At 66.8% G+C, this 14,565-nt stretch carries 11 protein-coding genes; 7 read left to right on the top strand and 4 right to left on the bottom strand.

Annotation, left to right across the window (positions count from 1 at the left end; all coding sequences use genetic code 11):
- Nucleotides 1–100 precede the first annotated feature (100 nt).
- The 3 genes from ACOCMM_RS10330 to ACOCMM_RS10320 all read left to right on the top strand — a co-directional run bounded on the left by ACOCMM_RS10330 (nucleotide 101) and on the right by ACOCMM_RS10320 (nucleotide 5,858).
- Nucleotides 101–3,703, top strand: a complete 3,603-nt coding sequence (locus ACOCMM_RS10330; RefSeq protein ID WP_419553072.1) for a fibronectin type III domain-containing protein — start codon at nucleotides 101–103, stop codon at nucleotides 3,701–3,703.
- A 124-nt stretch (nucleotides 3,704–3,827) separates the two neighbouring features.
- Nucleotides 3,828–5,138, top strand: a complete 1,311-nt coding sequence (locus tag ACOCMM_RS10325; protein ID WP_419553071.1) for an aromatic ring-hydroxylating oxygenase subunit alpha — start codon at nucleotides 3,828–3,830, stop codon at nucleotides 5,136–5,138.
- A gap of 225 nt (nucleotides 5,139–5,363) precedes the next feature.
- Nucleotides 5,364–5,858, top strand: coding sequence for an aromatic-ring-hydroxylating dioxygenase subunit beta (locus ACOCMM_RS10320; protein ID WP_419553070.1), 495 nt, complete (start codon nucleotides 5,364–5,366; stop codon nucleotides 5,856–5,858).
- 236 nt (nucleotides 5,859–6,094) lie between these two features.
- Here ACOCMM_RS10320 and ACOCMM_RS10315 read toward each other — a convergent pair whose 3' ends face one another.
- The 3 genes from ACOCMM_RS10315 to ACOCMM_RS10305 form a co-directional block, all read right to left on the bottom strand.
- Nucleotides 6,095–7,810 (bottom strand): HNH endonuclease, encoded by a 1,716-nt coding sequence (locus tag ACOCMM_RS10315; RefSeq protein WP_419553069.1) that lies wholly within the window; start codon nucleotides 7,808–7,810, stop codon nucleotides 6,095–6,097.
- Nucleotides 7,811–7,871: 61 nt separating this feature from the next.
- Nucleotides 7,872–9,122, bottom strand: a complete 1,251-nt coding sequence (locus tag ACOCMM_RS10310) for a hypothetical protein (RefSeq protein ID WP_419553068.1) — start codon at nucleotides 9,120–9,122, stop codon at nucleotides 7,872–7,874.
- 21 nt (nucleotides 9,123–9,143) lie between these two features.
- Nucleotides 9,144–9,443, bottom strand: coding sequence for a hypothetical protein (locus ACOCMM_RS10305; RefSeq protein ID WP_419553067.1), 300 nt, complete (start codon nucleotides 9,441–9,443; stop codon nucleotides 9,144–9,146).
- A 932-nt stretch (nucleotides 9,444–10,375) separates the two neighbouring features.
- On the opposite strand from ACOCMM_RS10305, the gene ACOCMM_RS10300 reads away from it, so the two are divergent.
- The 4 genes from ACOCMM_RS10300 to ACOCMM_RS10285 are packed head-to-tail and all read left to right on the top strand — an operon-like array spanning nucleotide 10,376 to nucleotide 12,901.
- Entirely contained in the window at nucleotides 10,376–10,987 is a 612-nt protein-coding gene (locus ACOCMM_RS10300) for an aromatic ring-hydroxylating oxygenase subunit alpha (RefSeq protein WP_419553066.1), read from the top strand.
- Complete coding sequence (locus tag ACOCMM_RS10295) at nucleotides 10,879–11,133, top strand: aromatic-ring-hydroxylating dioxygenase subunit beta (protein ID WP_419553065.1); 255 nt, start codon at nucleotides 10,879–10,881, stop codon at nucleotides 11,131–11,133. Before ACOCMM_RS10300 ends, ACOCMM_RS10295 begins: the two co-directional genes overlap by 109 nt.
- Before the next feature lie 8 nt (nucleotides 11,134–11,141).
- Nucleotides 11,142–12,377 carry a thiolase C-terminal domain-containing protein gene (locus tag ACOCMM_RS10290; protein ID WP_419553064.1) on the top strand — a complete coding sequence of 412 codons (1,236 nt, stop codon included), beginning with the start codon at nucleotides 11,142–11,144 and terminating at the stop codon, nucleotides 12,375–12,377.
- Nucleotides 12,374–12,901, top strand: coding sequence for a Zn-ribbon domain-containing OB-fold protein (locus tag ACOCMM_RS10285; protein ID WP_419553063.1), 528 nt, complete (start codon nucleotides 12,374–12,376; stop codon nucleotides 12,899–12,901). The genes ACOCMM_RS10290 and ACOCMM_RS10285 overlap by 4 nt, the downstream gene beginning before the upstream one ends.
- A 21-nt stretch (nucleotides 12,902–12,922) precedes the next feature.
- Here ACOCMM_RS10285 and ACOCMM_RS10280 read toward each other — a convergent pair whose 3' ends face one another.
- Nucleotides 12,923–14,503, bottom strand: coding sequence for an ABC transporter ATP-binding protein (locus ACOCMM_RS10280; RefSeq protein WP_419553062.1), 1,581 nt, complete (start codon nucleotides 14,501–14,503; stop codon nucleotides 12,923–12,925).
- Nucleotides 14,504–14,565 lie beyond the last annotated feature (62 nt).

The raw sequence follows: 14,565 nt of genomic DNA, 5'->3' as shown, positions 1-14,565 counted from the left end.
GGGGGGGGGGGGGTACGCTCTCGATCCGTTCACATGTGTTGCAATCATATATAGCTGTGCCATATGACAGCAAGTCCGGGTAGCGATGGGGAGGTTTTTGATGAGGATGACGTATCGAGGCTGCGTGCGGCAGCGTGTCCAGACGTTCTGTACGGGCTTGTGGCGTGCGTCGGGTGGGTTTGCCCGGGGCACAGTGCTGGTCAGCGTGCTGGCCGTCGGGGTGCTGACGGTGGGGCAGGCGGCTGCGTCCTCGGGTGACATTCCCGAGGCGCCTCAGAACATCACCGGCGTGGCTCTGCATCACGGGATGGTGCATCTGGACTGGGACGATGTGATCGGCGCGGACTCCTATGAGATCGAGCTCTTCGACGGCCAACACGGCTGGCAGCGGCTGCCGAGTCCCGAAGATGGGATCATGGCGGTCTTCACCGGTTCCAGCGTGATCCTCGACGGCCTCGACGTTGAGCGCTACATGCAAGTGCAGATTCGGGCTGTCAACTCCGCCGGCGCCTCCGCGTGGTCCGAGATCTACTCGATGCCGGGGACTTCGACGTTCAGCTTCAGCGGCCTGCCGCGGCCGAGGCTTGTCGGCGCGCCCAGCGTGCCGACCGGTGTCGTCGCGAGTGCCGAGCTGCCGTCGCGTATCGACATCATCTGGGCTGCCCCGCTCGATGCCGGCACCAGCGACGTGACTGACTACCGCGTCGAATTTTCCCTGAACCCCGACTCGGACTACTCTTGGAGACTGCTGGGCCATACCGGCGGCCCGACGACGATGATGAGCCATACGGAGTTGCAGAGCCGTCGGAGCTACGCGTACCGGGTCTCGGCAATCAACGACTCGGGGCGTGGCCCGCACTCGGTGGTGGCAACCGGCTCGACACAGGCGCCTTCGGACCAGCGACGCATCTGCTCTGACGCTCCCGAGCATGAGGTCGCGCTGAGTTCGGGGCTGGTGCCGTCGGGCCATGGGCTGGAGGCCGGGGACCGTTTCCGGCTGCTGTTCGTGACCTCGGAGCACCGCAACGCTGTGCCTACCGACATCGGCGCCTACAACCGTTTCGTGGGGGACGTCGCCTCACGCGGCATGACGGCGATTCAGCCCTATGCGTCCGACTTCCGGGTGGTCGGCAGCACCAGGGCGGTCAGCGCACGCTCCAATACCTGCACCCAGTGGACCGAGGACAGCTTGGGTCACCCGATCTACTGGCTCGGCAACGCTGGTGCTCGCGCCGCCGACGACTACCGCGACTTCTACGACGGCAACTGGGACAACGCCCGCAAGATCAATGAGCGAGGAGAATCGAGCGGGTTCGAGTTCGGCAACTACAAGATCGCCACGGGCAGCACACACGCCGGCTCACCCAAGAGACTCAGCATTCCTTTTGACCCCGACGATCCTGTGGACGTCGAGGAACTGGGCCACCTGTCGCATCCGTGTCCTTGGCTGACTCTGGGCGAGAAGCTCGATCAGGCTCCCCAGGATCCATATTGTCAAGCTGTCGAGACGGGCGCTAGCACATCCAATACCGAGCCCGACTGCGCTTGGAATACCAACTGGGGCCAGCGCACCTGGTTCTGTCAACAGTGGGGGCCGCTCGAGGATGTTCGGGGCTACCACGACGGATTCGGGTTTCAAACGGTGTTCTGGCACCAAGGCAAGCATGTCCGCGACAACGAGTTCTATTACTACGCGATGTCGCCGGTGTTCCGGATCGAGGGCGGCTGCGATTCTCTGTGGTGCGGCACTGGCACCGTCCAGCCGGTCTCAGACAACAGTCATCTCACGTCGTTCACCTTGTCGGAACCGTTCGCCTATGACGGCGTGGACTATGAAGTGACCGGGTTCTCAGCGGATGTGTCGGCGAACGAGGTCAGCCTCACCGTGAGCCCGTCGCCTGCGGCGAACGCGTTCGACTTCCTCACGCTGAACAGCGACGAGCTGCGTTTGCTCCTGAAGGATGCCGGGCAGTCCGACGGCACGTTCACATGGACGGCGCCGTCATGGATAGGCACTGACGGCGGGCTGTTCAGCGACAACGCCGACTTCACGGTGACCTTGGACGTCGATCTCGTGCCTGGCGCCCCGACCGGGCTGTCCGCACAAGGGCAGGGCCGCGAGGCCATCGATCTGCAGTGGTCTGCGCCCGCCGATCCGGGCGGTGGAGAGATCAGCGGCTACCGGATCGAACTGTCCCTGAACGGCGGCTACGACTGGAACCTTCTGGTCCCCGACACCGGCACGGCCGACACGACGTGGACGCACAGCGAGCTGAGCGCCGGCGCACGCCACTACTACGCGGTCTCGGCGATCAACGGGGGAGGTTTCGGTCCACGCTCGGAGACCGCGTTCGGGGCGACCACTCCCGCACGCGTGCCAGATCGGCCGATCAACGTCGAGCTGACCAAGGCCGACGACGAGCCGCACATCCTGGTATGGGACGCACCCGCCGACGACGGCGGCACCGACGTGACCGATTACCTGGTGGAGCGCTCATGGGACGGTGAGAGCTGGGAGCGGCTGCCCAATATCCGCTCGGACGAGCTCTTGCTGTTCAGCACCACATACCTCGACGATGTGCAGCTCGACCGTTCGCTGCGCTATTACCGCGTCTCAGCGATCAATCGGGTCGGCACCGGCCCGGCCAGCGCCATCCTGCAGGACGGCACCGCGGTGATCACCCCGCCGGACAAGCCCTCGGAGCTGTCCATGCAACGCTCCGGCGACCTGATGACGCTGAACTGGAAGCCGCCCGCCGACAACGGCGGCGGCGCCATCACGGGCTACAAGTTCGAGAGTTCGCGGAACTGCGTCGAGTGGGATCTGAGCGAGTCCGAGACAACCGCGACCTCCTACAGCGAGGAGGCACCATCTGAAGCTGTGGTGTACTGCTTCCGGGTTGCAGCAGTCAACGCTGCCGGCTCGAGTTCTGAGTACGCCTTGGCCAGCAGTGGGGCCAGCGCACCGGGTGGGCCCCAGAGCCTGTCAGCCGCGGCGACACAGACGCAGATCACGCTGTCGTGGGAGGCGCCCTCCGACAACGGCGGAGCGAACGTCACCGGCTACGACATCGAGTGGTCGCCGGACGGGGCCGATTGGATCCTGCTCGAACAGCAGACTGTGGACCCCGAGTTGGTGACCTTCGAAGCCGTGCAGCAGGGTCCCTTCGAAGCTGTGCACAGCTCCCTGATCCCCGACACCGAGTACCACTACCGGGTCGCTGCGCAGAATTCGGCGGGCACGAGCGTGTGGGTCAGGCTGACCCACTCGACCGAACCCGACGTGCATGATGCCGCGACGTGGTCGGCGCTCTTGACAGTGGGCGCGGCTCAGTTCGGCGGGGATGCGTTCATGGGGTACAGCGTCTTCAACCCGGGCACGCCGCTGGGGTCGCTGTCGTCGACCAGCTTCTGGGTCGATGAGAACGGCCACACCATCGGGGTCCTGGCAGTCGTTGGCGACACCTTGTGGCTAACTCTCGGCCACGCGACAGCACCGGAGTCCTTCACGCTCATGATCGAGGATCAGCAGTTCAGTTCCGCGGACGCGACGGTGCCCCGCCAATCCACCGTCTCCACGATTTACCAGTGGCCCGGCACCCCGCTGGACTGGTTCGAGACCGACATCGTGAGGGTCAGCCTCACCCTCGACTCCCCCGCCGAGGAGACAGATCCCACCGGCTTGCCCGAATCCGCCGAGTAGATCGAACCTGCTGAGCCGCGGCAATCCCGTATTGCCGGAACAGAATTCTCCCAGCCGGCCGCTGCGTCGGCAGCGGCCGGTCGAGAACGCCTAGCGTCTCGTGGCAGCGACGGGAGGGGCGTCGATGGCACTGACCGTGCAGAGATCGCCGGCAACGAACGACTACCGGCTCCTCGTGCAGGACGACCGGATCCACGGCAGCCTCTACACCGATCCGGGCGTGTTCGCGGACGAGATGGCGCGCATTTTCACCGACGGCTGGGTCTTCGTGGGCCACGAGTCCGAAGTGCCCGACATCGGCGACTGGGTCTCCCGGCGGCTGGGTACCGAGCCAGTGCTCATGGTGCGAAACCGTGACGGCGCCATCAGCGTCGTTGCCAACCGCTGCGCGCACCGCGGCACCACCCTGTGCCCGCAGAACGACGGCAACGATCGCAACTTCCGCTGCTCCTACCACGGCTGGACCTACGACCTTGACGGCACGCTGCTCAGCGTTCCCGGGCCGAAGGGCTTCCACAAGGACACCGCCGATCTGGGGCTGGACCGGCCCGGGCAGATCGACGACTATCGGGGTTTCGTGTTCGCCAACCGCAGCGGCACCGCTGGGCCGCTGAGCGAGCATCTCGGTGCAGGCGGCACCGAGATGCTCGACCGCACGGCGAACATGTCGCCAACCGGCCGAGTTCGACTGGGCGCGGGCTGGATCGGCCAGCGGATCGATTCGAACTGGAAGATGTGGCCCGAGAGCGACAACGACGGCTATCACCTCAACTTCACCCACGCATCGATGGCTCGGGCAGTCCCGGACACCTATTACGACGAGATCGTGATGACCGGCGAGGGCGCCTCAGCCTCAGTCACACGGGCCTACGACGGCGGTCATCTCGAGCTGGACTTCCGCCGCGGCTACACAGCCGAGCTGGCCTGGCTCGGCACCACGCGCGAGAAGGTCGCCGACTACTGCGAGGCGCTAGAGCAGTCCTACGGACCCGAGAAGGCCAAGGCGATCATGTGGGACGGACCGCCGCACGCGCTGGTGTTCCCGAACCTGTTCCTGGCCGAGATGAACATCGCCCGGATCGAGCCCGTGGCGCCGGGTGTGACGGTGCACCACCACACTCCCCTGCTGGTCGAGGGCACCGATGAGAGCGTCAACCGCCGGCTCGTGCTGCAGTCAGAAGCGGCGATGGGTCCCGCATCGTTCTTCCTGACCGACGACGCGGTGATCGCCGAGCGCATGCACCGGGCCTTCGAGGGAGCAGTCGTCGGCAACGACGGATGGGTCGACCTCAGCCGGGGCCTCGAACGCGAGCATGCAGAGGACGGGCAGCGCTGGAGCGACATCACCGACGAAACCACCAATCGCGGCTTCTGGCACCATTACCGCGACGTCATGGCTCATGGCATCGGGGACAGCCCCGCCAACGGAGCCTGAGACCCCGCCATGACGACCCGCGACCGGATATCAGGGGGCGTTCGCCAGACCGGTCCCGCCAACGGAGCCTGAGGCACCGCCATGACGACCCGCGACCGGTTATCAGGGGGCGTTCGCCAGACCGGTCCCGCCAACGGAGCCTGAGCCACTGCCATGACGACCCGCGACCGGTTATCAGGGGGCGTTCGCCAGACCGGTCTCGCCAACGGAGCCTGAGCCACTGCCATGACGACCGTCGGTGAGCCAACGCGCCGCGACATCGAGGCGTTCGTCTACCGCGAAGCCCGACTCGCCGACGAGTCCCGCTATAACGAGTGGGAAGCACTGGTCACCGACGACATCCACTACTGGGTGCCGTTCGGTCCCGGCAACTATGAGCCCGGCACCCGAGTCAGCTACATCAACGACAACCGGGCACGCCTCGGCACCCGCATCCGCCAGCTCGCAACCGGCGTTCACCACGCGCAGGATCCCCCGTCGTCGATGCGCCGGGTCGTGTCCAACATCGAGATCCTGAGCGCCGAGGGCGACGAGTACGAGGTCGGCAGCAACTTTGTGCTCTACGAGCACGCAGTCCAGGCAACCGGGCACCTGCGCCTGTGGGCGGGGCGTGCGACACACCGCCTGCGACGCACGCCCGACGGCCTCCGCATGGCGGCCAAGAAGGTGGAACTCGTCAACTCCACATCGCCCCTGCCAAACCTGCCCTTCATCATCTAGCAGCACGGCCGTTTCAGCCAGTGCTGATGAGCACCAGAAAGTACGGCTGACGTGGGGTCTTAACCCGGATCCGGGCAAAGGCGGGGTGCGCCCCGAGGTGGGCTCTGCGGGGCGTGCGGGCTGCGTGCCGCCGCCAAAGTTCGCAAAGCCCGCCAAGGCCACCGGCAGCAGAACTAGGGCGGGCTGCGTGCCGCCGCCAAAGTTCGCAAAGCCCGCCAAGGCCACCGGCAGCAGAACTAGGGCGGGCTGCGCCCCGAGGTGGGCTCTGCGGGGCGTGCGGGATAGGTGGCGTCAGCCGAGTGCGGAGAGCCGGGCTGTGCAGGGATGCCCGGGTGTGAGGGGTCTGTGGGCCGTGGCACGGTGGTCCAGGTGCCGTTTGTGGGGTCGTGGTGGAGGCGTTGGGCGTTCTTGTGGAGGCTGTCGTGGCAGCCCTTGCACAGCGCCGCGAGGTTGGGGATGTCGGTGGTGCCATTGTCGGCGTTCCATTCGTCGATGTGGTGGTATCTGCAGCGGTGCATCGGCGCGCAGCACAGCACACAGCCGCGGTCGCGTATGGCTATTGCTAGCTGTTGGGCTGCGGTCGCGAGCCGGCGGCTGCGGCCGAGCCACAGCGGCTGGCCCGATCCTGAGAACAAGGCTCCCGTGATGTGAGTGTCGGGAGAGAGCGTGCTGAGTATCGAAGGGGGCACGGGCCCGACGCCGAGGATCTCGCAGCGTCCGTCGGGGCTGGTGCCGTCGATGACGCCGATGTCGGCGACGATCACAAGCTGGTTCGGTGCGTGCGCGGGAGCCCACCGATCGACTGATCGTCCCTCGTCACCGACACGACCGCCGCAACGGCACTTGTCACCAGCTTCGCCGCTCTCGCTTTCCAGATCACTCCGGTTGCCGACGCCCGCGACACCGGCAGGGTCCGCGCCCGCGACACCGGCAGGGTCCGCGCCCGCGACACCGGCAGGGCTCGCGAGGGGAATGCCGGCGTCGGCAGGGGTAGGGGCAGCCGCACCCGCGGCCGCAGCGGCAGCGGAGGGCTCCATGACAGCGAGCGCGTTGCGGCCGGTCAGCATCTCGAAGACGCTGTCGGCGAGGCGCTGGCGGTTGTCTCGCACTTGGCCAGGGGTGCCGTCACGGCCTCCGTCCTGACGCCACAGGGCGTCGTTGTAGTTCTCGATTGCCTGCATGGCCAGCGCAAAGGTGACCGGGTCGAAGCGGGCATTGAGCACACCCATGCCCGTGACGTCGTCGGTGAACAGCGTCGCACTGCGATCCTTCCGCTGCCGGCTGAGCTCGCTCTCGGCAGCCGCAGGATCGTGCTGGGCCACAAACTCGCGAGCATCGCGGCGCAGCACATCGGGCGGCACCCGCGCCGCCGTCTCGAGCAAGCCGACCGCAGCATCCACGGCCCCGGGGCTGGTGCGCCGGGCCGCATCGGCGAGGACCTCGGCGTGCTCGGCCGTCAGCTCCCCACAGGCCAAGCCATGCGCCACGTTCGGCATCTGGGACAGCTGCTCGCTGACGGCCACTTTTAGGGCGGCGCCGCGAGCACTCAAGCGAGCCCTCTCGCGCAGCGCAGCACGCCCCGACCCCGTCCGGCCGGCCTCCAACGCCGCCGTCGCCGCCAGCAGCACTGCCTCTACCGCCGAGCGCAGCCGTCCGCCCGCAGCGACCACCCGTGCCAGCACCTCGCCGTCGGCACCGGCCAGCGGTGCCTGTGACGCCATCGCCACCAACTCCCACGCCCTGTCCAACCCCGCCACCACCTGCTCAACCGCCGGCGCCGACCCGCCGTCCGGCATCGGCGAGAGTCCACCGTCCAGCCCCACCGACCCACCGTCCGGCATCGGCGAGAGCCCACCGTCCAGCCCCACCGACCCACCGTCCGGCAACGGCAGAGACGCCGCAGCAGCCACCGGGCCTGCCTCCGGCCCACGATCTACAAGTGTGCGAGTCACGGTCCAAACCCTAAGAACGGGGTGTGACATCAATCAAAACACCATGAGAACTACCAATGTCTCAACTGCCCCAACGACGCGAAGGAACTGGGCGCCGAGTGCCCCGCAGCCAACGCTTCGCAGCCGCGCGCGCCCCGAAGATGAGCCGCTGCGCGCGACTGGCGACACATCTCAGGCCAGACGCACCGTTGGCGTCGTCGTCGTCGAAGGCGACGCGGACCTTGAGCTTGTTGCCCACGTCGTCGTCGGTCGGGACATAAGTCGGGGCGGTCTGGCCGTCGAGCTCGGTCACGTTCGTGCCGTCGACGCGGAACCACTGGTAGTGAAAGCGGGCGTGGGCGACGCCGTCTGCGTCGCTGATGCCCGAGACGTCCGCCGTCAGCGCCACGCCCCTTTGGGGCTCGCCGGTGATGGACGGCGCGCCGGTCGCGGGGGTGTTCGCGTCCTGCCCGCCCGGCAGGTCGTAGGCGTACAGCCTGCGGTCGTTGTCAAGCGCCCACAGGACGCGTCCGTCGAACCACAGATCACGGGCGTCGGAGTTGGCGGAGCGCAGCGTGATGCTCTTGGCGGAGTCCCGGGACTCGTCGGAATGCTTGTAGGCATGGACCTTGTCGTCCTCGTCGTCGACCACGAACATCCTGGTGCCGTTGGACCACAGGCCGCGGGGCTGTGTGGCGTTGTCGGAGCCCGCAGCGGTCGAGTCGTAGAGGGTGTCGAAGTCCTTGGAGGAATCCCGCGAGCCGTCCGAGCGCTTGTAAGCGAAAATCTTGTTGTTGGCGGCGCTGGCGTCGTTGGCCACCCACACGGTGCTGGCGTCGCACCAGATACCGGTCGGGTCGGAGTTGCTCGAGTGGAGCGAGATGTCCTTGCCCGAGTCGTGCGACTGGTCCGACATCTTGTAGGCGTAGACCTTCCGGCCGAAGTCGTCGACGACAAACATGGTGGTTCCGTCCGAACAGATCCCGCGCGCGTCGGTGTTGCCGGCCCCGGCCAAGGTGGCGAAGTCCCTGCCTGTGTCCCGCGAGCCGCTGTTGCGGTCGTAGGCGTAGATCCTGTTGGAGGTGTCGCTGGACACCCACACGGTCGCGTCGTTGCCCCAGATGCCCCAGGGAGCCTGGACCGCGCTGGACATCTGAAAGTCCGACAGGGCGATCGCGCCGCTGGCATCGTCACGGATCCGGTAGGTGTGAACCTCCTTCTTGTCACTGCTGACAACGAAAAAGGTCACCCCGTTGGACCAGATGCCGTGCGGGGATGTGGTTTCGGGGCGCAGGTCGAACTCGAGGTGCTCCAGTCTGGCGCCGTCGGACATGTCGATGGCATAGACCTTGTCTTAAGAGCGGTCTGTGACCCACAGGATGTCCCCCTCGCGATGGAACCCCCGGCCGCCAGCGACGGGCAATTCAATGGTCCGATCGGGGTCCGGGGTGCCGTACTCGTCGGCAGGTGTGACGGGATCGTCCTTGAGGTGGAAGGCATGGAGATCGGGCGTCGAGTTGGCCAGATAGATGTAATCCCCGTAGACCACCAGGCCATAGCACAGGACGATCTCTCCGGCATCGGCATCTGGTACCTCGCTGCGATAGCCGAAGTCCTTGGACGGGGCGCGGGTCCGGTCCGCCCGGTTCCACACCAACACCCCTGCGACATTCCCCGCAAAATCCCCCCCCCGCCTGAGGAGTTCTCGCAGCCGTAGAAATAGTCATCGTCCGCGGTGAACATCTCCACCTCGTCCGACGGGGAATCTGTGATGTCCTTGGCCGAGTCGCGGGTCCCGTACCCGCTCGCCAGGTGATATGCGTAGATCTTCGAGTTGCCAGCGCCCTCGATGACCCAGAAGGTCGTGCCGTCCGACCAGATGCTCCAGGGACCCGCGGCCGCCGAGATGCTGAAGCTGGGGTAGCGGGTGTGGTCGGCGCCCGCGGCCGGCACTGTGCTCTGGGCCTGGACCGCCCTGGGGATGAGCAGCACCGGAGGGAACAGCAGCGCAACGGCGAGGGTCGCCAGTCCGACAAGCATCAGAGGGGGCCGCGCAACGAGCCGGGCCCGTCGCTGGGTCAGCCGCCTACGTCGACCGCTGGACACACCAACACCAACCGACGCCCAGAGCACCTGGACTCACCAACGGGTCCCCCTCCGAGCCGCACAGCACTCAGACGCTGCCGCATTGAACTCAACTAATAATGAGCCTTTTGCATGTCAGCGGAACGAAACCCCCCCGTGAATGCAAGAGCTGGCCGTCACAGAAGCGAGCTGGCCAACGCGATCTTCGAGTATCTGGCACAACCGGCAGCGACGCCACACCTCGCTTGGCGTGCTGACACCCATCGAGTTCGAAGCTCGACACCAACACAAACCGGCAGCATGAATCCAACATCACGCCTACACCGAACCCAAGGACCCCCAGACTGATTCGCCCCGGGTCTTGCACAGTTGGCTGACTCCGCCTGAGCCTCTGACGCCGTCGGACAGCGCGGGGTAATCTCGGCTGCGATGGTGCTAGCCGCCGACGCTCCGATCGTTGGAACCGGCAGGGACTACACGCACCTGGTGCAGGACTAGCGAGTGCACGGAAGCCTGTACACCGACCCTGCGGTCTTCGCCGACGAGATGAAGCGCATCTTCACCGACGGCTGGGTGTTCGTGGACCACGAGTCCGAGATACCTGACGGCGGCGACTGGGTTGCCCGGCGGCTCGGCACCGAGCGAGTGCTCATGGCCCCTACCCACGACGGCGAGATCAGCGTGGTTGCCAATCGGTGCGCGCACCGGGGCACCACCCTGTGCCCGGAGTCCGAGGGCAACGGCCGCAACTTCCGCTGCCCGTACCACGCCTGGACCTACGACCTCGACGGGACGCTGCTGGCGTTCGTGTTCCCGAACCTGTTCCTGGGCGAGATGAACATTGCCAGGATCGACCCGCTTGCACCCGGGCTGACCGAGCATTTCCACACGCCGCTGCTGGTGGAGAGCTCGGATCCTGGCATCAATCGGCGTGTGATCCTGCGGTCCGAGGCGGCGATGGGACCAGGCGGCGCGAGATCTCCGAGTTCCTCTACCACGAGGCGGTGCTCGCAGACGAGTCCCGGTATGAAGAGTGGGTTGAGCTGGTCACCGACGACATTCATTACTGGGTGCCGTTCGGGGCCGGTGACTACGAGCCGGGCTCCCGGGTGAGCTTCCTCAACGACAACCGCAACCGGCTGACCACCCGCATCACCCATCGGCTGCGCTGCACCCCCGACGGCCTGCGCATCGCCCGCAAGAAGGTCGAGCTGGTCAACTCCACCTCGGCGCTGCCGAACATGGCGTTCATCATCTGATCGACGCCATGACGCACGCCGCGAAGCGCTCCCTGAAGCACGCCCTGAGAGACTCCTTGAAAGACCAGTCGTGCATCGTCGGCGTCGGCGAGACGGCATTCGTGCGGGGATCCGGCCGGACCGTGCTGAGCCAGGTGGCGGAGGCCTCCAGCCGGGCCATTGCCGACGCCGGGCTTGTCGGCAGCCAGGTTGACGGGCTGGTCCTGTCGGGCAGCAAGGTGTTCGGCGAGGCGCTGGCCGCAACCGTGGGCTTGAGCGATCTCACCTACATGGCCTCGGTCCACCTCGGCGGGGCCAACCCCGTCGCCGCACTGCAGAGCGCGGCAATGGCCATCACCACCGGGGTGGCGACGGCGGTGCTGGTGCCCTACGGCTGGAACGGCTACTCCGAGACGCGGATCAGCCGGCGCGAGGAGGGGCAACCGGGCACCGACGCCGCATCCGGCGCAGAACCCGTTGCCGGCGACGACACCATGAGCCAGGCAGTGGCCAACGCCTATGCCCCGACGGGGGTGTTCGGGCCGGTGCAGTTCTACAGCTGGCTGGCGACGCGCCACAGCCAGCTCTACGGCATCACACCCGAGCACACGGCAGAGATCGCACTGCTGAGTCGGGCAAATGCGCAGTCGAACCCCAAGGCGTATATGCGCGGGCGACCGCTGACGTTCGAGGACTACATGGCGTCGCCGATGATCTCCTCCCCGCTGCGCATGTACGACTGCTGCTTGGAGACCGACGGGGCGTGCGCAGTGGTGGTGACCGCGGCCGGGCGCGCCGCCGACGGACCCCATGCGCCCGTGTACATCAGCGGCGTCGCCGAAGGGCATCCCTTCCCCGCTGACGACTTCGAGAGCCGCGCCGACCTGGCCGACATCGGCTTGGTGCGCGCAGCGCCGCGGGCCTTCGCCATGGCCGACGTGAGCCCTGCGGATCTGGACTTCGCCCAGATCTATGACTGCTTCACCTACGTGGTGCTCCTGCAGCTCGAGGCGCTGGGCCTGTGCGGCACGGGCGAGGTCGGCGACTTCGTGAGCGGAGGTCGGTTGCGCATCGACGGCGAACTGCCCATCAACACCCACGGCGGGCTGCATTCCGAAGCCCATGTGGAGAGCCTCAACCACATCGTCGAAGCCGTCCGGCAGCTGCGCCACGAGGCCGACCTGCAGGTCGACCGCTGCGAGGTCGGTCTGGTCACGGGCTGGGGCAACTTTGCCGAAGGCTCAGCCGCGATCCTGCGCCGATGACTTCGGCAATGGGCGACGCAGCCGAGTCCGACGGCGGCAGCGCCAAACCGCTGGCTGCATCCGACGGCGGCAGCACCAAACCGCTGGCTGAGTCCGACGGCGACAGCGCCAAACCGCTGGCTGAGTCCGACGGCGGCAGCGCCAAACCGCTGCCGCGGGGCGAGGGCCTCTGGGGCGAGTTCTTCGCCTTCTGCGGCCAAGGCGAGCTGCGATTCCAGCGCTGTGAGGACTGCGGAACATGGAGGCACATGCCACGCGACGGGTGCCGCAACTGCGGTTCGACGCAGTGGACCTGGCAGCGCTCCAACGGTCGCGGCCGCATCTACACCTGGACGGTGACCCACCGGGCCCTGCACCCCGGCTTCGCTGACGACGTTCCCTACGCAGCAGTCATCGCCGAGCTGGACGGGGGCGTGCGCATCACCGCTCTGGCAGACGGGATCGACGCCGAAGACCTCCGGCTGGGTATGCCGGTGCAGGTCGTCGTGCGCGATGACGGCACCTACCGGATCACCCCGCGCTGAGCCACGACTCTGACCCACGACTCAGACAGCAGCAGGTTCATTCTCGCTGACGCCGGTCATGAGCAGGCCAACACGATCGGTGGTGGCCTCGGCACGTGGCAGGTCGCACATCGCACGGCCCTCATACAGCACGACTACGCGGTCGGAAAGCTGCATGGCCTCATCAAGATCCTCGGTGATGAGCAGGATCGCCGCACCGGCGGCCCGCTTCTCGAGCAGCCGTTCGTGCACGTACTCGGCGGCGCCGATGTCGATGCCACGAGTGGGCTGAGCCACGATGAGCACGTCGGCCTCAGCGCTGAACTCCCGGGCGATGACCACCTTCTGGATGTTGCCGCCTGACAGATGTGACGTCTGGGTAGCGATCGACGGCGTCTTGACAGCGAAGCGCTGCACGAGGTCTCGACAGCGCTCCGCGATGGCGCGGAACTGCAGCAGTCCGGCGCGCACGTAGGGCCGCTGCTCGTATTCGACGAGCATCAGGTTCTCCGAGACCGTCAGCTCCCCCACGGCGCCGTGCCGCATGCGCTCCTCGGGCACGAACGCCACACCCCGACGCCGCACCCGCTTCGGCGATGGCGTATCGATCGGCACGCCGCCGACCTCGATGGCTCCAGATTCTGCGGGCCGCAGCCCGAAGATCGCCTCGGCCAGTTCTCGCTGCCCGTTGCCCGACACTCCGGCAATGCCGACGATCTCGCCACTGGCGACTCGCACCGAGAAGTCCTCCAGCGCTGCGTTGCCCCGGTCGCCTTGAACGCGCAGGCTGTCGACGACGAGCAGGTCGTCCCCGGCTGGCTGCGGCGACACATCGCGGCCGAGCCGTACTTCCCGGCCCACCATCATCGAGGCCAAGCCCTCTCGGGTCGTTTCCGCGGGAGTCGTGCGGCCCACGACGCGGCCGTCGCGCAGCACGGTGATCTCGTCGGAGATCTCCATCACCTCCGCCAGCTTGTGGGAGATGAAGATGAGACCGCGTCCCTCGTAGGTCAGCGAACGCAGCGTGGCGAACAGGTCAGTGACCTCCGGCGGGGTCAGCACTGCCGTGGGCTCGTCGAGCACGAGCAACCGGGCGTCGCGGTACAGCGCCTTGAGGATCTCGGCTCGCTGGCGCTCCCCGACCGCAAGCTGCCAGATGTACGCATCGGGATCGATGGCCAGGCCGTGCTGTTCGGAGACCTCGGCGAGTCGCTGGCGCACCGGGTTCATGTCAGCGAGGCCGCGACGCCCGTGCAGTCCGAGCGCCACGTTCTCTGCCACGGTGAGCGTGGGCACCAGCATGAAGTGCTGGTGGATCATGCCGATCCCGTGGCGGATGGCGTCCGCAGGCGAAGTGACGTCAATCTGTTCGCCCTGGATGGTGACTGTGCCTTCGTCCTGCCGGTACAGCCCGTACAGGATCTTGACGAGTGTGCTCTTGCCGGCGCCGTTCTCGCCGAGCAGCGTGTGCACGTGCCCGGGCTGCACGACCAAATCGACATCTTCGTTGGCGATGACGCCAGGGAACCGCTTCGTGATGCCGCGCATCTCCAGCATCGGCGCCGCCGGGGCCCCGCTTGATGGCGAAACCCCGGCGGCCGTCGTGCCGTCGTGCTGATTCATCTGCTGTGCCACGGGATCATTGACAGGCAGATGTCACGTGTTTGTACACCTCGTCAAACTTC

It is taken from the genome of Candidatus Poriferisodalis sp. (genome assembly GCF_965198245.1).
In the GTDB taxonomy this organism is placed as follows: Bacteria; Actinomycetota; Acidimicrobiia; order Acidimicrobiales; family Poriferisodalaceae; genus Poriferisodalis.
The sequence above is the reverse complement of the archived record's forward strand: the minus strand, read 5'-3'. Positions and strand labels throughout refer to the sequence as shown.